18 protein-coding genes are annotated in these 17,778 nt (G+C 67.0%); 10 read left to right on the top strand and 8 right to left on the bottom strand.

The annotated features are described in order from the left end of the window. Nucleotides 1-56: 56 nt before the first annotated feature. Both ACI6GS_RS04790 and rho read right to left on the bottom strand, forming a co-directional pair. Nucleotides 57-812, bottom strand: a complete 756-nt coding sequence (locus ACI6GS_RS04790) for a carbonic anhydrase (protein WP_439816641.1) — start codon at nucleotides 810-812, stop codon at nucleotides 57-59. 284 nt (nucleotides 813-1,096) lie between these two features. After that, nucleotides 1,097-2,353 carry a transcription termination factor Rho gene (rho, locus tag ACI6GS_RS04785; RefSeq protein ID WP_439816640.1) on the bottom strand — a complete coding sequence of 419 codons (1,257 nt, stop codon included), beginning with the start codon at nucleotides 2,351-2,353 and terminating at the stop codon, nucleotides 1,097-1,099. 386 nt (nucleotides 2,354-2,739) lie between these two features. On the opposite strand from rho, the gene ACI6GS_RS04780 reads away from it, so the two are divergent. Next, nucleotides 2,740-3,522 carry a DUF4394 domain-containing protein gene (locus tag ACI6GS_RS04780; protein ID WP_439816639.1) on the top strand — a complete coding sequence of 261 codons (783 nt, stop codon included), beginning with the start codon at nucleotides 2,740-2,742 and terminating at the stop codon, nucleotides 3,520-3,522. Between the two features lie 156 nt (nucleotides 3,523-3,678). On the opposite strand, the gene hemJ is transcribed toward ACI6GS_RS04780, so the two are convergent. Genes hemJ through hemE form a run of 3 tightly spaced genes read right to left on the bottom strand, consistent with a single transcriptional unit; the run spans nucleotide 3,679 to nucleotide 6,257 of the window. Next, nucleotides 3,679-4,110 (bottom strand): protoporphyrinogen oxidase HemJ, encoded by a 432-nt coding sequence (hemJ, locus tag ACI6GS_RS04775; protein WP_439816638.1) that lies wholly within the window; start codon nucleotides 4,108-4,110, stop codon nucleotides 3,679-3,681. Between the two features lie 2 nt (nucleotides 4,111-4,112). Then, complete coding sequence (hemH, locus tag ACI6GS_RS04770) at nucleotides 4,113-5,165, bottom strand: ferrochelatase (protein WP_439816637.1); 1,053 nt, start codon at nucleotides 5,163-5,165, stop codon at nucleotides 4,113-4,115. Between the two features lie 36 nt (nucleotides 5,166-5,201). Next, a complete protein-coding gene (gene hemE, locus ACI6GS_RS04765; protein WP_439816636.1) occupies nucleotides 5,202-6,257 on the bottom strand; it encodes a uroporphyrinogen decarboxylase in 1,056 nt (351 codons plus the stop codon). A gap of 473 nt (nucleotides 6,258-6,730) precedes the next feature. Here hemE and ACI6GS_RS04760 point away from each other — a divergent pair, with 473 nt between their 5' ends. Next, nucleotides 6,731-7,612, top strand: coding sequence for a pyruvate, water dikinase regulatory protein (locus ACI6GS_RS04760; protein ID WP_439816635.1), 882 nt, complete (start codon nucleotides 6,731-6,733; stop codon nucleotides 7,610-7,612). A 31-nt stretch (nucleotides 7,613-7,643) separates the two neighbouring features. On the opposite strand, the gene ACI6GS_RS04755 is transcribed toward ACI6GS_RS04760, so the two are convergent. Beyond that, nucleotides 7,644-8,708: a hypothetical protein gene (locus ACI6GS_RS04755; protein ID WP_439816634.1), complete on the bottom strand. Its 1,065-nt coding sequence runs from the start codon at nucleotides 8,706-8,708 to the stop codon at nucleotides 7,644-7,646. A gap of 161 nt (nucleotides 8,709-8,869) precedes the next feature. Between ACI6GS_RS04755 and ACI6GS_RS04750 the strand changes: the two genes are divergently transcribed. From ACI6GS_RS04750 to dnaQ, 4 genes are read left to right on the top strand one after another with little or no spacing between them, the layout of a single operon-like run. Next, nucleotides 8,870-9,505: a Maf family protein gene (locus tag ACI6GS_RS04750; protein WP_439816633.1), complete on the top strand. Its 636-nt coding sequence runs from the start codon at nucleotides 8,870-8,872 to the stop codon at nucleotides 9,503-9,505. Further along, nucleotides 9,502-10,359, top strand: a complete 858-nt coding sequence (locus tag ACI6GS_RS04745; RefSeq protein ID WP_439816632.1) for a shikimate dehydrogenase — start codon at nucleotides 9,502-9,504, stop codon at nucleotides 10,357-10,359. The genes ACI6GS_RS04750 and ACI6GS_RS04745 overlap by 4 nt, the downstream gene beginning before the upstream one ends. Next, nucleotides 10,353-10,967, top strand: coding sequence for a dephospho-CoA kinase (gene coaE, locus ACI6GS_RS04740; RefSeq protein ID WP_439816631.1), 615 nt, complete (start codon nucleotides 10,353-10,355; stop codon nucleotides 10,965-10,967). The genes ACI6GS_RS04745 and coaE overlap by 7 nt, the downstream gene beginning before the upstream one ends. After that, on the top strand, nucleotides 10,960-11,631 hold the full coding sequence (gene dnaQ, locus ACI6GS_RS04735) for a DNA polymerase III subunit epsilon (RefSeq protein WP_439816630.1): 672 nt from the start codon (nucleotides 10,960-10,962) through the stop codon (nucleotides 11,629-11,631). The genes coaE and dnaQ overlap by 8 nt, the downstream gene beginning before the upstream one ends. Before the next feature lie 180 nt (nucleotides 11,632-11,811). Here dnaQ and ACI6GS_RS04730 read toward each other — a convergent pair whose 3' ends face one another. Both ACI6GS_RS04730 and ACI6GS_RS04725 read right to left on the bottom strand, forming a co-directional pair. After that, nucleotides 11,812-12,231 (bottom strand): DUF5990 family protein, encoded by a 420-nt coding sequence (locus ACI6GS_RS04730; RefSeq protein ID WP_439816629.1) that lies wholly within the window; start codon nucleotides 12,229-12,231, stop codon nucleotides 11,812-11,814. Further along, on the bottom strand, nucleotides 12,218-13,288 hold the full coding sequence (locus ACI6GS_RS04725) for an AraC family transcriptional regulator ligand-binding domain-containing protein (protein ID WP_439816628.1): 1,071 nt from the start codon (nucleotides 13,286-13,288) through the stop codon (nucleotides 12,218-12,220). Before ACI6GS_RS04725 ends, ACI6GS_RS04730 begins: the two co-directional genes overlap by 14 nt. A gap of 252 nt (nucleotides 13,289-13,540) precedes the next feature. On the opposite strand from ACI6GS_RS04725, the gene ACI6GS_RS04720 reads away from it, so the two are divergent. From ACI6GS_RS04720 to ACI6GS_RS04705, 4 genes are all read left to right on the top strand, one after another. Continuing rightward, a complete protein-coding gene (locus ACI6GS_RS04720) occupies nucleotides 13,541-14,794 on the top strand; it encodes an LLM class flavin-dependent oxidoreductase (RefSeq protein WP_439816627.1) in 1,254 nt (417 codons plus the stop codon). Then, on the top strand, nucleotides 14,791-15,579 hold the full coding sequence (locus ACI6GS_RS04715) for an alpha/beta fold hydrolase (protein ID WP_439816626.1): 789 nt from the start codon (nucleotides 14,791-14,793) through the stop codon (nucleotides 15,577-15,579). Before ACI6GS_RS04720 ends, ACI6GS_RS04715 begins: the two co-directional genes overlap by 4 nt. Before the next feature lie 95 nt (nucleotides 15,580-15,674). Beyond that, nucleotides 15,675-17,363, top strand: coding sequence for an AMP-binding protein (locus ACI6GS_RS04710; RefSeq protein WP_439816625.1), 1,689 nt, complete (start codon nucleotides 15,675-15,677; stop codon nucleotides 17,361-17,363). A 35-nt stretch (nucleotides 17,364-17,398) separates the two neighbouring features. Beyond that, entirely contained in the window at nucleotides 17,399-17,749 is a 351-nt protein-coding gene (locus tag ACI6GS_RS04705; RefSeq protein WP_439816624.1) for a DUF1330 domain-containing protein, read from the top strand. Nucleotides 17,750-17,778 lie beyond the last annotated feature (29 nt).

The following is a 17,778-nucleotide window of genomic DNA, read 5'->3' as shown; positions in this document are numbered from 1 at the left end:
CCTTCCCCCAGGGCACATCATCTTCTGCGAGGGCTGCGCCAGCGCAGCAAGCGCTCCTAGTCGGCGCTGACCAGCGTGCGGCCGTTCAGCGGCTGGATCGGTCGCGCGTTCATGGGAAAGAGCGTGGCAAAGGCGGCGATCTGCTCGGCCGACACCTCGACCGGATCGCGGAACACGGTCCAGACCAGACCTTCGGAACAGGGTGGCGTCGTCAACGAGCCTTCATAACGGAAGACGCCCCGGCCCTGCGGCACCAGGCCCGCGGGATCAATGGTACCCGCCGCCGCCCTCTCGACGCCCGCCGTGTCCGGCATCACGGACCAGAGTGGCTCCAGCGCCGGCAGGGCCCTGCCCGGGGTCATGAACACGCCCAGGACGGCCAGCGCACCCGAGGGAGCCTTGTGCACCAAGTGGCACTCCAGGTCGAAGCCCTGACCGTCGATGCGATGTTCGCTGGGGTGATGAAAGTGGAACTGCAGCAGTTCGAAGCGCTGGCCAGCCAGGGTGATGGCACTGCCCGGCGCGCAAGCCACCTGGATCGTATGGCCGTTGTTCAGCACCTTGGCCGGGCCGGCGCGATAGTCGACGGTCCAGGCGTCGATCCGGCCGGCCTGGGCATGGCTCAGATCGATCGGCGTCTGGAACTGGCCGACGCCGCAGGTTGCATAGGTTTCCGACAGCGCGCCCCAATGATCGGGCCCCGCGGACCCGTCATAGGTCCAGTGCAGCGCCTCCTCCGCCCGCGTCCCGGTCGCGCAGATCGGACACAGGGCAGCACCGCCCAGCAAGCCCAGCACGCCACGCCGCGTCATTTTCCCCGTCATCGTCCGCCCCGATTGTCAGGGGACAGCGTCACGCCACGGTGGTTAAGGCGCGGTTTCCGGTTGCAGACAAGAGACAAGCTGCCGGGTTGCAGGATGGTCCGGGTGCCGGCTGCTTACGCCCTCGCTCCCCGCCATCTCCCGCTTCATGCGGGGGACCCATGAACCGACCGTCAGCCTTTTGGAACGGCTGGTTCATGGATGCCCCTGATCAACCGGGGCACATCGGGGTTCAGGGAGGGGCAAATGATTTCCCAACCTGAACCGCGTCGTGCCTAGCTGTTCATCGACTCGAAGAAGTCGGTGTTGGTCTTGGTATGGCGCAGCTTGTCGAGCAGGAACTCCATCGCGTCGACCGTGCCCATGGGCATCAGGATGCGGCGCAGGACCCACATCTTGCTGAGCGTGCCCTTGTCGACCAGCAGCTCTTCCTTGCGGGTGCCGGACTTGGTGATGTCGATCGCCGGGAAGGTCCGCTTGTCCGCGATCTTGCGGTCCAGGATGATTTCGGAGTTACCGGTGCCCTTGAACTCCTCGAAGATCACCTCGTCCATGCGGCTGCCGGTGTCGATCAGGGCCGTCGCGATGATGGTGAGCGAGCCGCCCTCCTCGATATTGCGGGCCGCACCGAAGAAGCGCTTGGGCCGCTGCAGGGCGTTGGCGTCGACGCCGCCGGTCAGCACCTTGCCGGACGAGGGCACCACAGTGTTGTAGGCGCGGGCCAGGCGGGTGATCGAGTCGAGCAGGATGACGACATCCCGCTTGTGCTCGACCAGGCGCTTGGCCTTCTCGATCACCATCTCGGCCACCTGGACGTGCCGCACCGCCATTTCGTCGAAGGTGGAGCTGACGACCTCCCCCTTCACCGAGCGGGACATGTCGGTCACTTCCTCGGGCCGCTCATCGATCAGCAGCACGATCAGGTAGACTTCCGGGTGATTGGCGGTGATCGCATGGGCGATGTTCTGCAGCAGCACGGTCTTGCCCGTGCGCGGCGGCGCCACGATCAGGGCGCGCTGCCCCTTGCCCAGGGGCGAGATCAGATCGATGACCCGGGCGCTGCGATCCTTGGTGGTCGGATCCTCCGCCTCGAGCCGGAGCCGCTCGTCCGGATAGAGCGGCGTCAGGTTGTCGAAATGCACCTTGTGGCGGCTGGCCTCCGGCTCCTCGAAGTTGATCGAGTTGACCTTTAGCAGGGCGAAATAGCGCTCGCCTTCCTTTGGGGCGCGGATCTGCCCCTCGACCGTGTCGCCCGTGCGCAGACCGAAACGACGGATCTGGCTGGGGCTGACATAGATGTCGTCCGGTCCTGGCAGGTAGTTGGCCTGCGGCGAGCGCAGGAAGCCAAAGCCGTCCATCAGGATTTCGAGCACGCCATCACCCGAAATCTCGACGTCCTTTTCCGCGAGCTGCTTGAGGATGGCGAACATCATGTCCTGCTTGCGCATGGACGATGCGTTCTCAACCTCCAGCTCCTCGGCATAGGCCAGGAGATCGGTTGGAGACTTGCCCTTGAGTTCTTGAAGATTCATGGAAAGGTCCGAAATACGCGCGAACGCGTGGTCGGGATACAGGGCCATTCCACCGAACTGCGGCCCGGAAATGGTCCCGGAATCGATCCTCGATCCTGCCGGGAGCCGGGCGTCTCAGGCACCTGGGCCTGCTGGTCGCGAACGGGGTGATGGTCTGGTTGGTGGGATCGGAGCGGCCGAGCGGCGGCACCGACGGTGCATGTGTGGCGCATGGGCCCCCGCCTTGTCAATGGAATAGCAACCCTGTGACCGGTGTCACCACCTGCACGGCCGCAGGGACGAAGGCCGCCGTGTGCCGCGTATGTCCCTGTGCCCGCGGTGCCCTTGCCTTGTGGAAGCGCCCCCGCCCCCACGCCGGCACCAACAGGCCAACAGGAGATTCCGTGATGATGCGTATTGTTCACTCGACCAGCCTCACCGCCCTGGCGCTGGCCGCCGGTACTTCGGCCGCACTCGCCATGCCTGCAGTTGGCCTGACGGGGGACAAGACCCTTGTCCTGTTCGACACCGACGCCCGCACCGTGACCCGCACGGTCGAGGTAACCGGCGTGGACAAGCTGCATGGCATCGACGTCCGGCCGGCCGACGGCCTGCTCTACGGCGTCAGCGCCGATGGCCGCGTCGTCACCATCGACCTTGAGAGCGGTGCCGCCTCCGACAAGAGCAAGCTGTCGACCATGTTGCCGGATGGCGTTGCCGCAATCGTCGACTTCAACCCCATGGCCGACCGCCTGCGCCTGATGGGCACCGACGGGACCAACCTGCGTGCCAATGTGGATGACGGGCAGGTGACAACCGACGGCAAGCTGGCCTTCGAAGACGGCGACGCCAATCACGGCGCGACGCCCGCCATTGCCGCCGCGGCCTATACCAACTCCCATGGCAAGCCCGAGAAGACGGCGATGTTCGACATCGACAAGGGCCTGCTTGCCCTGGTGCAGCAGACCAAGCCGAACGACGGCACGCTGAAGGAGATCGGCAAGCTGGAGATCGAGAGCGCGGAGACGTTGGCCTTCGACATCCATGCCACGTCGGAGCTGGCCAACACAGCGGTCCTGGCAGCCGGGGCAGCCCTGTACACGGTCGACCTGACGACCGGCAAGGCAACCGCCCTGGGTGCCCTGCCGGAGGGGGCGACGGCCCTGCGCGACCTCGCCATCCTGCCGTAGGGGCAAGCTTTTGCCGCTTTCCGGCTTAGCCACCTCATCCTGAGGAGGCCAAAGGCCGTCTCGAAGGATGGGCCGCCAGCGCTGGTGGCCCATCCTTCGAGGCTCGCTCCGCTCGCACCTCGGATGAGGTGGCTTCCTGGGAAATCGATCAGCAGCTCAGAACGGCTTGACGATGACCAGGATGACGATGCCGATCATCAGCAGGGTCGGAACCTCGTTCATCACGCGATAGAACTTTGCCTGGCGCTTGCGCTCATCACGCTCGAAGCTCTTGCGCCAGGCGCTCATCGCGCCTGTCATGCCCGACAGGATCAGCACCAGCAGCAGCTTCGCATGCAGCCAGCCCTGGCTCATGATCGTCGGATCCCACAGGATCAGCGCGATCCCCAGGAGCCAGACGACGATCATCGCAGGTGTCACGATGGCGCGCAGCAGGCGGCGCTCCATCACCTTCAACATCTCGGACTCCGGCGAACCAGGCCGCGTGTCGGAGTGGTAGACATACAGGCGCGGCAGATACAGCACGCCGGCCATCCAGGCGATCACGGCGATGACGTGGACCGCCTTGATCCAGACATAGGCATCCATTCTCAGGCCCTTCCGACAGGCGCTGCGGCCGCGGCCTGGGCCGGGCAGCCGGTGAATTCCATGGGGCAGATGCGCTGGCCGCCGGCCGGACAGGTGCCGCTGCGCCCGCAGGCGGCACGGACCATGGCAGCCAGGCCGTCGACAAAGGCACCGGCGACACCCAGCGCCGGCACCCGGACATAGGCCGGCACGCCCTTTTCCTCGGCCAGGTCGCGGTACTCGATGTCCAGCTCTACCAGCGTTTCGGAATGCTCGGAGACGAAGGCAATGGGTACGACGACCAGGGGCCTGCCCTCCTGCCCCGCCACCTCGATCTCATGCTCGGTCGAGGGTCCGATCCACTTCAGCGGGCCGACGCGGCTCTGGTAGCTGATGCGCCAGTCCAGGTCAGCCACGCCCAGGCCCGCCACGATGGCGGCAGCCGAACGCTCGACCTGCCATTGATAGGGATCGCCATCCTTCACCACCTTCTCTGGCAGGCCATGGGCAGAGAACAGGAGGCGCGGAGGCACGGCGCTGCCCGCCAGCGCCGGATCGGCCAGGGCGCCGCGGATCGTCGCGACATGGGCCGCAACAAAGTCGGGCTGGTCAGGATAGCAGCACACGGTGTGCACGGCGGCCTTGAGGTGGCCGGCATGGCGCTGCCATTCGCGTAGGGACGAGGCCGTGGTCGTGGTCGAGAACTGCGGATAAAGCGGCAGCAGCACGATCCGGTCGGGCTTGAAGGCGGCCACGGCCTTTGCCGTCTGGGCTGTCAGCGGATGCCAGTAGCGCATGGCGATGAAGACGCGCGCCTCCGCCCCCAGCGCCTGCTCCAGCGCGCTGGCCTGCGCCTCCGTCAGGGGCAGGATGGGCGAGCGGCCACCCATCTGGGCATAGATCCCCTGGGCGGTCGGCGTGCGCCGGCGGGTGATCAGCCACGCCACAAGGCGGCGCAGCGGCCCCGGCAGGCGAATGATCGCCGGGTCGCTGAACAGGTTCATCAGGAACGGCCTGACGGCATCCAGCGAGTCCGGCCCGCCCAGATTGAACAGGACGACGGCAACGCGGCTCATCGCCCGGCCCCAAGCGTGTCGATCAGCAGGGACACCTTACGCCGCGCGGGCCGGCCGCTGCCAGGCGCGCACCCGGTCGACCAGCAGGCGCACATTCTCCGGCGGCGTCGGCGGGATGATGCCGTGACCCAGGTTGAAGACGAACGGCCGGTCGCCCAGCGTTTCCAGGACGGCGTCGATCTCCTCCTCAAGCGCCTTGCCCCCGGCGACCAGCACGATCGGGTCCAGGTTGCCCTGCACCACGGTCTCCTGGGCCACGCGCCGTGCCAAGTTGCCCGGCACGTTGTGATCCAGGCCGATCACGTCGGCTCCGGTACGCGCGGCGAACCCCTCCAGTCGCGCGCCGGCGCCCTTGGGAAAGGCAATCAGCGGCACATCGGGATGGCGCGCCTTCAGGGCGGCGCGGATGCGGGCGATCGGCGCCGTGACCCAGCGTTCGAACTCCCGCTCGGGCAGGCTGCCGGCCCATGTGTCGAACAGCTGGACGACCTCCGCCCCCGCCTGGATCTGGCGCGACAGGTACTCGACCGTGTTGCGCACCAGGATCTCGATCAGCTGGCCAAAGCCCTCCGGGTCCCGCCAGGCCCACAGCCGGGCCGCTGCCTGGTCGTTGGACCCCTTGCCCTCGACCATGTAGGTGGCGACGGTCCAGGGCGCGCCCGCAAAGCCGATCAGGGTCACCTCCTGTGGCAGGCCGGCACGCACCCGCGACACCGTCTCGTAGACGGCGCCCAGCCGGTCGACGGCACCCGTCTCGTCCAGGCGGACCAGGCCGGCCGCGTCGCGGATCGGTTCAAGCCTGGGACCTTCGCCCTCAGCATAGGTCAGCTTCTGGCCCATTGCCCAGGGCAGCAGCAGGATGTCGGCGAACAGGATCGACGCATCGAAGCCATAGCGCCGGATCGGTTGCAGCGTGACCTCGGTCGCCAGTTCGGGGTTCATGCACAGGGACAGGAAGTCGCCGGCCTGGGCCCGCGTGGCGCGGTATTCGGGCAGGTAGCGTCCGGCCTGGCGCATCAGCCAGATGGGCGGCGGACCGTCCGTGTTGCCGCGGATCGTGGCGAGCATGCGCTTGGTCACGGGAACGTCCATCTCTGTGCAAGGGCTGGTCTGGTGTGCCAGTCCACCGCCGGCTGTGCAAGCGGCTGTATCGCCTGCCAGCCCTTGTGCGGTGCGTCAGGGGAATGATTCCCAGGTCCTCTCTTCATATGATCTTTCAATAAGAAGTTTGTTGTATTGAATGGGCCTGTGGATAGCGGTGATCCCCGAAAATCCACAGGCGGGGGGGACAGAAATGGGGATGATCCGACGGCCCGGCGCACGGCGTGGACAAGTCTGGGGACAGGTCGTGTTGCACCGCGGCATTCCGTCACCGGCGCGTCCGGGGAACAGTCGTCATACTGGTGACATTGGCTGCCTGGCCATGTGCGTTATCCCCTGCGTATCGGGGGGTTCGGCAACCTGTCCACCGTGGGAGCAGATGCGGTATGGATCGCGTGTCGTCCTTCGACCCGGTGCAAGACGAGGCATCGGGAGCGTGGTTATCCCCGCAATACCCGCCATTCGTGGCGGGCTTCGATCTTGATGGTCAGGTCACCGTGCGGCATTTCCACCTCTATCTGATCTCCGACGCGACGGGCGAGACGCTCAACGCGATGAGCAAGGCTGCCGTCTCCCAGTTCGAAGGGGTCGAGGTCGTGGAGCGGCTGTATCCCCTGGTGCGTACGCGCAAGCAGCTCGAACGGATCCTGGCCGACATCACCCAGGCCCCCGGTGCGGTGATGTTCACCCTGGTGAACCACGAGCTGCGCGACCTGCTGACCGAAACGTGCCTGCGCCTGAACGTGCCATGCATCCCCGTGCTCGACCCGATCATCGGCGCTCTGGGCTCGTTCTTCGATGCCAAGGCGCGCAATCAGCCGGGTCGGCAGCATGCGCTTGATGCCGGCTATTTCCGCCGGATCGAGGCGATGAACTTCACCATGGCCCATGACGATGGCCAGTCAACGCATGACCTGTCGGCCGCCGACGTGGTCCTGGTCGGCATTTCGCGCACCTCCAAGACGCCGACCTGCATCTATCTGGCCAATCGCGGGATCAAGGCGGCCAATGTCGCGCTGGTCCCGGGCGTTCCGCTGCCCGCCGGCCTGGACGCCATCGCGCCCGGCGGTACCCTGGTGGTCGGCCTGACCACCAGCCCGGACCGCCTGGTGCAGATCCGCCGCAACCGGCTGCTGGCCCTGAACGCGCAGACCGAGACCGACTATGTCGACCTGGAGGCGGTCAAGCGGGAGGTGGCGGACGCCCGGCGCCTGTTCCTGCGCCGTGGCTGGCCGGTGATCGACGTGACACGCCGCTCGATCGAGGAGACGGCCGCCGCCATCCTCTCCCTGCACGACCGCCGCACCGGCACCGAAGCCTCTCCGCCGCCGCCCTTGCTGGCCTGATGCCGGCAAGTCAGCGGTCCGCGCGACGACCCTAGAGGTTGTAGCTGAACGGCAGGGCCGTGGTGATCGCGGGGATGCGGCCCGGAACGGGGATCAGGTGTTCCTCCGCGACCTCCAGCCAGGGCTCGGCCAGCTGCTGAAGGGCGCGGGCCCGGTTGGCGCAGCGCGCGTGGCGCGAATGGCGCAGCGTGGTGCGATAGATCACCAGCGGCTGCCCGCTCGATTCCTTCAGCACGACGAACGCGCTGCCGTCGCCCAGGCCGCGCCCCTCGGCCAGGGCGCGCAGGCGCGCGGATTCCTCGCGGTCCAGCCGCAGCAGCATGTACTGGCTGATCCGGTCGCCCGTCTCGAGCACGGTCAGGCGGGCATCGTCCTGGTTCGACACGATCACGGCATAGCGCAGGCCGGCGCCGCCCAGCAGTTGCGCGGCCATCGCAGCAGCACTCTTGCGGCCCGAGGAGTGCGCTGGAAAGCCGTAGTATTCGTAGTACTTCTCCTCCAGCGCATCGACGAATGCCTCGCCATGCTCGAACAGGCGGCGATCGATGAAGCCCAGGCGCTGGGCCAGTTCCTTGATCGCGTTGTCGGTCAGGCGCTCCACCTTCACATGCAGGTGGGTCAGGGTCAGCGGCCCGCCGTCGCGTTCCGCCAGCAGGGCATAGTCGACCGCCAGCAGTCGCTTCAGCATCGTCTCGGCATCGCCATGCAGCAGGTCGCCATGGCTGGGATCCCACCCCGACAGGGGGACAAAGGGGGCGATGCGCTTCAGGTTCTCCGCCGTCACCATGTTCGAGCTGCGCAGGCGGAAATGCTTGTTCAGCGCGTCCGGCAGCTTGCCGTCGATCAGGATCAGGAAGGCCGTGTTCTGCTCGCGATGCTCGATGCCGGGCCGGCCCGAACCCGGCAGGAGCCGTTCCGGCGTGACGAAGGGATAGGGCTTGCGGTTGCGCTGGAACGCGAAATAGCTGTCGGCCAGGACATGGTTGATCAGCAGGTTGACCACGTGGTCGCGCGCCCGATCGAAGGGATCGGGACTGTCCTGGCCTGTTGCGGGGGCCGACGGGTAGGCATTGCCGGGCTGCTCGATGCTCATCATCCACACTGGATCCGGTCCATCCGGATCCCCTCAGGTTTGCCCCGCGCCGCGACATGCCCCGACACGGGCCCCCGGCTTGCCAACCGCACGCGAATTTACCATACAGCGTGCATTGCAGAAGCGGCACCCGCAGCAGCGAAGGTCACGCCGATGGTCGCATCATGACGCGGATGGGCGAGGGCGCCGACCAGCCGGCCCCGCATCCCGAGGTGATCCTGGCATCGGCCAGCCGGGCCAGGGCGCAGATGCTGCACGCCGCGGGCGTTGCCGTCACGATCGAGCCCGCCCGCATCGACGAACTGGCTATCAAGCAGAGCCTGCAGGCCGAGAAGGCCAGTCCGACCGACATCGCAACCCTGCTGGCGGAGCTGAAGGCGGTCCGCATATCGGAGCGGCGGCCTGACGCCTTCGTCATCGGCAGCGACCAGGTCCTGGAATGCAACGGCGTCCTGTTCGACAAGCCGCCTGACCTGGACCATGCCCGGGCCCAGTTGCAGGCGCTGCGCGGCCGGCCGCACCGCCTGATCGCCGCCGTGTGCGTGGCGCAGGGTGGCGTGCCGGTCTGGCGTCATGTGCAGCATGCCGACCTGCACATGCGGCGCTTCAGCGACCTTTTCCTGGACCACTACATCACGCAGGAGTCCGAGCTGGTGCTGGCCAGCGTCGGTGCCTATCGCGTTGAGGGGCTGGGCGCCCAGCTGTTCGAACGGATCGACGGCGACTGGTTCACGATCCTGGGCATGCCGCTGCTGCCATTGCTGGCCTATCTGCGCGAGCGGGCTATCCTGCCGGCATGACGTCTCAGCGCATTTCGGGCAAGGCCCGCCTGGCCGGCGTGATGGGCTGGCCGGTGGGCCATTCGCGCTCCCCCTTCATCCACAATCACTGGCTTGCGACCTACGGGATCGACGGCGCCTACCTCCCGCTGGCGGTGCAGCCCCAGGATTTCGAACAGGCGATGCGGGCCTTGCCCCTGCTCGGCTTCCGCGGGGCGAATGTCACCGTCCCGCACAAGGAGGCGGCGCTGGCCTGTGCCGACGAGGTGGACGCCGTCGCACGGCGGATCGGGGCGGCCAATACACTGGTCGTGACAGCGGATGGCCGCATCCGGGCGACCAATACGGATGCCTTCGGGTTCATCGAGAACCTGCGCGAGCGGGCGCCCGGCGCCGACCTGGCGGTGCCGGCGGTCGTGCTGGGCGCCGGTGGCGCCGCGCGGGCGGTGATCGTTGCCTTGCTGGACGCGGGCGCGCCGCAGGTCGTCCTGGCCAATCGCGGCCGGGCGCGGGCGGAGGCACTGGCCGAGAGCCTGGGCGGTGCGATCCGGGTGGTGGACTGGGCGGACCGGGCGGCGGCGCTGGAGGGGGCGGGTCTGCTTGTCAACACGACGACGCTGGGCATGGCGGGCCAGCCGGCGCTGGACCTGGACCTGGCCGCCCTGCCGCATCAGGCGCTGGTCACCGACATCGTCTACACACCGCTCATGACGCCGCTCCTGGCGGCGGCCCAGGCGCGCGGGCACAGGGTCGTGGACGGATTGGGCATGCTGCTGCATCAGGCACGGCCCGGCTTTGCCGCGTGGTTCGGGACGGAGGTCACGGTGACGCCGGACCTGCGGGCCCTGGTCGAACGGGACATACCGAAATGCTGAAGATCGGCCTGACCGGCTCCATCGGAATGGGCAAGAGCGAGACGGCGAAGATGTTCGCCAGGCTGGGCGTGCCCGTCTATGACGCGGACGCGGCGGTCCATGCCCTCTACGCCAAGGGAGGCAAGGCGGTCGGCCCGCTGGGCGAGGCGTTCCCCGGCGTCGTGGTCGACGATGCAGTCGACCGGGCTGCCCTGTCCCGTGCCATTGCCGGCCAGCCGGAGCAGTGGAAGAAGCTGGAGGCGATCGTCCATGTCCTGGTCGGCGAAAGCCAGCGTGCCTTCCTGGACAAGGCCAAGGCCGAGGGGCACAAGCTGGTCGTCCTGGACATTCCCCTGCTGTTCGAGACCAAGGGCGAAGGCCGCGTCGACCGCATCGTGGTGGTCAGCGCGCCCGCCGATCTGCAGAAGGAGCGCGTCCTGGCCCGCCCGGGCATGACCGAGGAAAAGCTGGTGGAGATCCTGGCCCGCCAGACGCCGGACGCCCACAAGCGCGAGCGGGCCCATTTCGTCGTCGAGACGCATCGCGGCCTGGACGACGCCCATGCCCAGGTCGAGGCGATCGTGGCTGCCCTGCACCAGGAACTGGACGAGGTTGCGGCCCGTGCGTGAGATCGTCCTGGATACCGAGACGACCGGGCGCGATCCGTTGAACGGCGACCGGATCGTCGAGATCGGCTGTGTCGAGCTGGTCAACCACCTGCCCACTGGCCGCGTCTTCCAGCGCTATCTGGACCCCGAGCGCGACAGCGAGCCAGGCGCCCTGGCCGTGCACGGCCTGACCCGCGAATTCCTGAGCGGCCACAAGCGCTTCGCGGACGAGGTCGAGGATTTCCTGGCATTCGTCGGCGACGATCCGCTGGTGATCCAGAATGCTGCGTTCGACATGGGCTTCCTGAACGCGGAACTGCGGCGCCTGGGCCGCCCCACCCTGCCCATGGACCGCGCGATCGACACGCTGAAACTGGCGCAACGGAAGTTCCCCGGTCAGCGGGTCAGCCTGGACGCCCTGTGCGACCGCTTCCGCATCGACCGCACGCACCGCACGCTGCATGGCGCGCTGCTGGACGCGGAGCTGACGGCGCTGGTCTATCTGGAGCTGCTGGGCGGCCGCCAGGTCGGGCTTGGCCTGGAGGCCGAGGAATTGCTCGAACTGACGGTGGCGACCAGCGTCACGATCCGTCCGCCCCGCGTCTTTGCTCCCAGTCCTGAGGAGCTTGAGGCCCATGCCGCCTTCCTGGCAACAATCAAGGACCCGATCTGGACCCTGGCCTGAACCCGACGGCTCCGCCACTCCACACCGCTCATCCCCGCGAAGGCGGGGATCCAGAGCCACAAGCGCCGTCCTGCGTGACCCTAGATCCCGGCCTTCGCCGGGATGAGCGGGGATAAGCAGGTGCTTGAATTGCTACGGACGCACCAGCAGCGGGGAGTTCACGAGAGCAATAAAAGCGTCTTAATCAACAACCTGCCATCCTTTGAGGGGCCTGACCGTGGCGCAGGCGGGGCCGCCGTCCTTGGCGCGGCCGGGCAGGCGGCATTCCAGGACGGCACCGGCCAGGGCCTGCTGAAGCAGGGCCGGAGCGATGTCGTGGACGTCGATCTTGGCCCGCCGGCTCCATGGCGTGTCCGTCTCGCCCGCCTGTGTGCCGATGGCGATGTAGACGAAGCGGCGCTCCGGCCCCTCCCGCCGGACGAAGTCGCCGGTCAGCCGTCCGTCCTTCGACAGGCGCACCGGCACATCGAACGACAGCGGCGCTTCGGTCGCGACGACCGGGCCGACGGCCGCGCTGGCCTTGTCCTGAAGGCTGTAGGTGACACCCGCGACCGGGTCCCCGATCGTCAGCCTTAAGCGGATCGTCTCATCCGTTGCCATCGTTCTCCTCGTTAATGAATGCGCTGCGCTGATACATCGGCCGGCCGTGGCGAAAGTGCGCCGTGGCCAGGCGGCGCAGGCTTTGCCCGGTCTGGCTGCGGATGAAGCGGCAGGCGGCACTGGCCTCGGAGAAGCCCAGGCGATGGGCCAGGCGGTCGACCCCGCCGGCGCCCGCCGTGCCTTTCTGGAGCAGGTGTTCCTGCACGATCTGCATCCGGACATAGGCCAGGATCGCGCCGAAGTCCGTCCCCTCCTGCGCCAGCCGCCGCTGCAACGTGCGGGGCGACATGGCCAGCAGACGCGCCACCCGTGGCAGGTCGACGCCGTCCGTCAGCTGGGCGGTCACCAGGATCTCCACCTGTCCCTTGAGATCGGATGGCCAGGCGCCGTCCTGGCGCGACAGATGCCCCTGCAGGAAACGCAGCATGTCGGGATTGCCCTGGGGCAGCGGCCGGTGGAAGTCGGCCAGGGGCATGACATAGGCGTTGCGCTCTGCCCCGTACCGGACCGGGCAGCGGAAGAAGCTGCGCTGGGCCTGGGTGGTCGGCGGCGCGTCGTGGGCGAACTCGATCCGGGCCGGCGCCCAGTTCTGGCCCAGCATGACGCGGGCCATGCGGACGTTCAGCGCAATCACCCCCTCCACGAACTGGTGCGCCTTGGGACGCAGGGCCGGGCGCATGGTCATGGTCAGGGCGACCAGATCGCCCTCCGTCACCTGGTCGGCGGAAAAGGCGTTGTTCTCGATATGCCCATAGGTCTGGCCCAGGCCGTAACGGTCGGCATAGGTCATGCAGTAGTCGCCCAGCACCGCCAGCGGACCGAAGGCGCGCGGGTTCAGCCAGTCAGCGAATTGGATGGCCAGGTCCGGACGTCGCGTCAGGTCGGCCGCCGCCGCCATCGACTCGATGATCAGCCGGGCAGAGACGGTCAGCCTTGGCGCCCTGCTTTGTGCCACCTGGTCCAGGCCTGTCACGCGCAACGCCCGATAGTCGATGTCCAGGTGGTCCAGGAAGGCCAGCAACTGGCGCACGGCGGCAATGTCGGCGGTCAGGTCCATGGCAGGCCCGTCTGGCGCGATTGGTCAATCAATCGGCGCATTCTGTCAATTTGGCGCTGCCCGGTCCAGCTATCATCGCCATCATGGGCAGGAACAGAACGCCGTTCACGCGGGCGGTGGTTCCGATCCCGCCAGAAAACGCCGGGCCATCATCCGGCATTGTGCAATGCAGATGCCAATCTGGAAGCGGTTCCAGTTTCCTGGGGCGATTCCGTGGCCAACAACAACACGCCCAAGCCTGGGAGGTGACACATGAAGTCGATCTGGTTCCACATGCAGGGCTACCGCGACCTGCCCGATGACTTCCACAAGAAGTACGAGAGCGTCTGGGTCACGCCCCCGACTGACGAGCTGTGCGACCCCAAGATGGTCGCCAAGTACCTGCGCTGGAATGTCGAGGAGCTGGAGCTCGCGGACGAGGTCGGCTTCGACGGGCTCGGCATCAACGAGCATCACCAGAACGCCTATGGCTTCCCCGTCTCGCCCAACCTGATCGCCTCGATCCTCGCCCGGCGCAACTCGGATGCGGCGCTGGTCGTGCTGGGCAACACCCTGCCCCTTTACAACCCGCCGATGCGGGTGGCCGAGGAATTCGCCCTGCTGGACTGCCTGTCGGGCGGGCGGCTGGTCGCCGGCTTCCCCGTGGGTTCGCCCATGGACACGGTGGGCTGCTATGGCATTCCGCCGACCCAGGTCCGGCCCCGCTATTACGAGGCGCACGACCTGATCAAGAAGGCGTGGACCCACAAGGGGACCTTCGCCTTCAACGGCCAGTTCACCAAGCTGCGCTATGCCAACCTGTGGCCCAAGCCGCTGCAGAACCCGCATCCGCCCGTCTGGCTGGCCGGCGGCGGTTCGGTCGAGACGTGGAAGTTCGCGACCGACAACGATTACACCTATTCCTATCTCAGCTTTGGCGGGCACAAGGCCGGCAAGGCGATGATGCAGGGCTATTGGGACCAGATCGAAAAGGCGGGCCTGGACGACAATCCCTATCGCGCCGGCTTTGCCCAGCTGGTCGTCGTGGCCGATACCGACGCCATGGCCGAGAAGCTCTACCTGAAGCACATCCGCAACTTCTACACGAAGTCGCTGCACATCCCCTCGCACTTCCAGGCCATTCCCGGCTTCATGACCAAGAAGAGCGTGGAATACAACATGCGGAAGGGGGCCAAGGCACTCAACGCCACCTATTCCGATCCGGCGAACGCCACGTGGAAGGACTTTACCGAGACGGACCAGGTCGTGATCGGCGGCAGCCCGGACACCGTCGCGGCCCGGCTTGAGGAGGCGGTGCGCAACCTGCGCGTCGGCCACCTGATGATCATCATGCAGATCCAGTCGATGGACCGCGAACTGACCGAGTACAACACCCGCCTGTTCGCGGACAAGGTGCTGCCCCGGATCCGCAACATCTGGGACAAGGAAGGTTACGTCGACCATTGGTGGCCGCAGGGCGCCACGCGCAACCAAGTGGCGGCGCCAAGCCGGGAGGCCGCGGAATGAGCGCGCCCATCCAGTCGATCGCCATCAGCGACGAGTTCCAGCCCAACCCCGTGATGATCAAGGGCGACGGTCGCGCGACCGTCTTCCTGCATGGCCTGCTGGGTCCGGAATGGGACCCGCTGCTCGACCGTCTCGCCAGCGGAAGGCGGGTCTATGCCCCGGCCCATGTCGGGTCGAGCGAGCCGGACGAGTTGCGCCATGTCGATGGGATCTATGAACTGATCCTCTATTATGACGAACTCTTCGAGCGCCTGGGCCTGACCCAGGTCGACCTGGTCGGCCATTCGTTCGGCGGCATGGTCGCGGCCGAGCTTGCGGCGGCGTTCCCGGCCCGCGTGCGCAAGCTGGTCCTGATCGATGCCCTGGGCCTGTGGCGTGACGAGGCGCCGGTCGAGGACTATCTGCTGGTCCCGCCGGAAACGCAGATCCGCCGCATCCTGGGCGATCCGGCGCGCCCCGATATCCAGGCGCGCCTCCAGCCGCCCGAGGATCCTGAGGCGCAGATCCAGGCGGCGCTCGCCAAGGTGACGGCTCTGGCCAGCGTGTCCCACTTCCTGTGGGCGGTGCCGGAACGCGGCCTGGTCCGCCGCCTGCACCGGATCAAGGCGCCAACCCTGGTCCTGTGGGGCGCCGACGACGCCCTGGTCCCCAGCCTCTATGCCCGCGACTTCGGGGCAAAGATCCGCGGCTCCGAAGTCCGGATCATCGATGGCGCCGGCCACACCCCGCACCTGGACAAGCTGGACGAGGTTGCGGCCGCGATCACCGGTTTCCTGGACGTCTAGGAACGGTGTTAGCCTTCCCGATCCGGTCGGCTGGCGGGCCGCCGGATCGGGCATGAAACCGGCCACCAGAGCCGGCCAGGAACCGGGAGGGAACAATGACCGCACTCAGCTATGTGCATGGGAACCAGGGGCCGGCGCTGATCGGGCAGACGATCGGGCGCTTCTTCGACGATGTCGTGGCGCGCGATGGCGACGTGATGGCCCTGATCGTGCGGCACCAGGGCATCCGCTGGACCTATGCCCAGCTGAAGGAAAAGGTCGATGCCGTGGCCGCGGGCCTGCTGGCCCTCGGGCTGCAACCGGGCGACCGGGTGGGCATCTGGGCGCCCAATTGCTGGGAATGGACGGTGACGCAGTTCGCCACCGCCAAGGCCGGCCTGATCCTGGTCAACATCAACCCTGCCTACCGCCTGGCCGAGGTCGAGTACGCGCTGAACAAGGTGGGGTGCAAGGCGCTGATCAGCGCTCGCGTCCACAAGACCAGCGAATACCTGAACATGGTCCGCACCCTGGCGCCGGAACTGGCGGGGTCCCAGCCCAACCAATTGAGGGCGGCCCGCCTGCCCGATCTGCGCCTGGTCGTCCTGCTGGGCGATGCGGCGGAGCCTGGCTGCCTGACCTTTCCCGAACTCGATGCCCTGGGCGGCGAGGCCGAGCGCCAGCGCCTAGTCGAACTGGCCGAAACGCTCCAGTTCGACGATCCGATCAACATCCAGTTCACCAGTGGCACGACCGGTTTCCCCAAGGGCGCGACGCTGTCGCACCACAACATCCTCAACAACGGCTTCTTCACGGCGGAGTCGATCCGCTTGGCCAAGGGCGACCGGCTGTGCATCCCGGTGCCGCTCTACCATTGCTTCGGCATGGTGATGGGTAACCTTGGGTGTCTCACGCACAGTGCGACGATGGTCTACCCCAACGATGCCTTCGATCCGCTGACCGTGCTCCAGGCCGTGGCGGAGGAGAAGTGCACGGCCCTCTATGGCGTGCCGACCATGTTCATCGCCGAGCTGAACCATCCCGATTTCGCCAAGTACGATCTGTCCAGCCTGCGCACCGGGACCATGGCCGGCTCCCCCTGCCCGATCGAGGTGATGAAGCGCGTCGTCAGCGACATGCACATGAGCGAGGTGACAATCGCCTATGGCATGACCGAGACCAGCCCCGTGAGCATGCAGAGCCAGGCGGACGATCCGCTCGACCTGCGCGTCTCGACCGTCGGCAACATCCAGCCGCACCTGGAGGTCAAGATCGTCGATGCCGAGGGGCGCATCGTGCCGCGCGGGGAAACAGGCGAGTTCTGCACCCGCGGCTATTCCGTCATGCTCGGCTACTGGGCAGACGCGGAGAAGACGGACGAGGCGATCGACAAGGCCGGCTGGATGCACACCGGCGACCTCGCCGTGATGAACGACAACGGCTACGTCAACATCGTCGGCCGTATAAAGGATATGGTCATCCGCGGCGGCGAGAACGTCTATCCGCGCGAGATCGAGGAGTTCCTCTATCGCCATCCGGCGGTGCAGGACGTCCAGGTGATCGGCGTGCCCGACACGAAGTACGGCGAGGAACTGTGCGCCTGGATCGTGGCCAAGCCGGGTGTCACGGTGAACGAGGAGGAAGTGCGCGCCTTCTGCCGGGGGCAGATCGCCCACTACAAGATCCCGCGCTATGTCCGCTTCGTCGACGGCTTCCCCACCACCGTCACGGGCAAGGTGCAGAAGTTCGTCATGCGCGAGCAGATGATCGCCGACCTGTCCCTGACCGTCGACAAGACGGCCTGAGAATCGTCACCATCGACCGTGCCGGGAGTGACTCGATGAGTGCTGCAGCGAATGCCGGGCGCAGCCCGGTGCCCACGTTCCTGATCGCAACGCTGAAGGTGCGAAACTTTCCGGAGTACATGGAGCGCTATGGCATGCCCGCCCTGGCGCAGCTGCAGGCCGCCGGGGCGCAGATCGAGGTCGGATCCCTGGACCCAGTCGTGCTGGAAGGGACCTGGGACTGCAACTGGACGGTGGTCATCCGGTTCGCGAACAGGGCGGCCGCCGAGGATTTCTACCGGTCGCCGGGCTATGCGCCACTTCTGCACCTGCGCAAGACCGAGCTGACCGACGGTGGATCGGTCATCCTTGTCGATGGGTTCGATCCGGCGGCAGCGTCGGGCTGATCCGCGGCGGCCGGGAAAGTGCCGGGACC

The organism is Zavarzinia sp. CC-PAN008 (assembly GCF_051903925.1).
In the GTDB taxonomy this organism is placed as follows: Bacteria; Pseudomonadota; Alphaproteobacteria; order Zavarziniales; family Zavarziniaceae.
Note: the sequence above shows the minus strand (reverse complement) of the source record. Positions and strands in the feature narration are given on the sequence as shown.

Excerpts from the sequence above, each read along its gene's own strand:
- ACI6GS_RS04790 (WP_439816641.1), bottom strand. The coding sequence starts at position 812 with ATGACGCGGCGTGGCGTGCTGGGCTTGCTGGGCGGTGCTGCCCTGTGT.
- rho (WP_439816640.1), bottom strand. The coding sequence starts at position 2,353 with ATGAATCTTCAAGAACTCAAGGGCAAGTCTCCAACCGATCTCCTGGCC.
- ACI6GS_RS04780 (WP_439816639.1), top strand. The coding sequence starts at position 2,740 with ATGATGCGTATTGTTCACTCGACCAGCCTCACCGCCCTGGCGCTGGCC.
- hemJ (WP_439816638.1), bottom strand. The coding sequence starts at position 4,110 with ATGGATGCCTATGTCTGGATCAAGGCGGTCCACGTCATCGCCGTGATC.
- hemH (WP_439816637.1), bottom strand. The coding sequence starts at position 5,165 with ATGAGCCGCGTTGCCGTCGTCCTGTTCAATCTGGGCGGGCCGGACTCG.
- hemE (WP_439816636.1), bottom strand. The coding sequence starts at position 6,257 with ATGGACGTTCCCGTGACCAAGCGCATGCTCGCCACGATCCGCGGCAAC.
- ACI6GS_RS04755 (WP_439816634.1), bottom strand. The coding sequence starts at position 8,708 with ATGATGAGCATCGAGCAGCCCGGCAATGCCTACCCGTCGGCCCCCGCA.
- ACI6GS_RS04750 (WP_439816633.1), top strand. The coding sequence starts at position 8,870 with ATGACGCGGATGGGCGAGGGCGCCGACCAGCCGGCCCCGCATCCCGAG.
- ACI6GS_RS04745 (WP_439816632.1), top strand. The coding sequence starts at position 9,502 with ATGACGTCTCAGCGCATTTCGGGCAAGGCCCGCCTGGCCGGCGTGATG.
- coaE (WP_439816631.1), top strand. The coding sequence starts at position 10,353 with ATGCTGAAGATCGGCCTGACCGGCTCCATCGGAATGGGCAAGAGCGAG.
- ACI6GS_RS04730 (WP_439816629.1), bottom strand. The coding sequence starts at position 12,231 with ATGGCAACGGATGAGACGATCCGCTTAAGGCTGACGATCGGGGACCCG.
- ACI6GS_RS04725 (WP_439816628.1), bottom strand. The coding sequence starts at position 13,288 with ATGGACCTGACCGCCGACATTGCCGCCGTGCGCCAGTTGCTGGCCTTC.
- ACI6GS_RS04720 (WP_439816627.1), top strand. The coding sequence starts at position 13,541 with ATGAAGTCGATCTGGTTCCACATGCAGGGCTACCGCGACCTGCCCGAT.
- ACI6GS_RS04715 (WP_439816626.1), top strand. The coding sequence starts at position 14,791 with ATGAGCGCGCCCATCCAGTCGATCGCCATCAGCGACGAGTTCCAGCCC.
- ACI6GS_RS04710 (WP_439816625.1), top strand. The coding sequence starts at position 15,675 with ATGACCGCACTCAGCTATGTGCATGGGAACCAGGGGCCGGCGCTGATC.
- ACI6GS_RS04705 (WP_439816624.1), top strand. The coding sequence starts at position 17,399 with ATGAGTGCTGCAGCGAATGCCGGGCGCAGCCCGGTGCCCACGTTCCTG.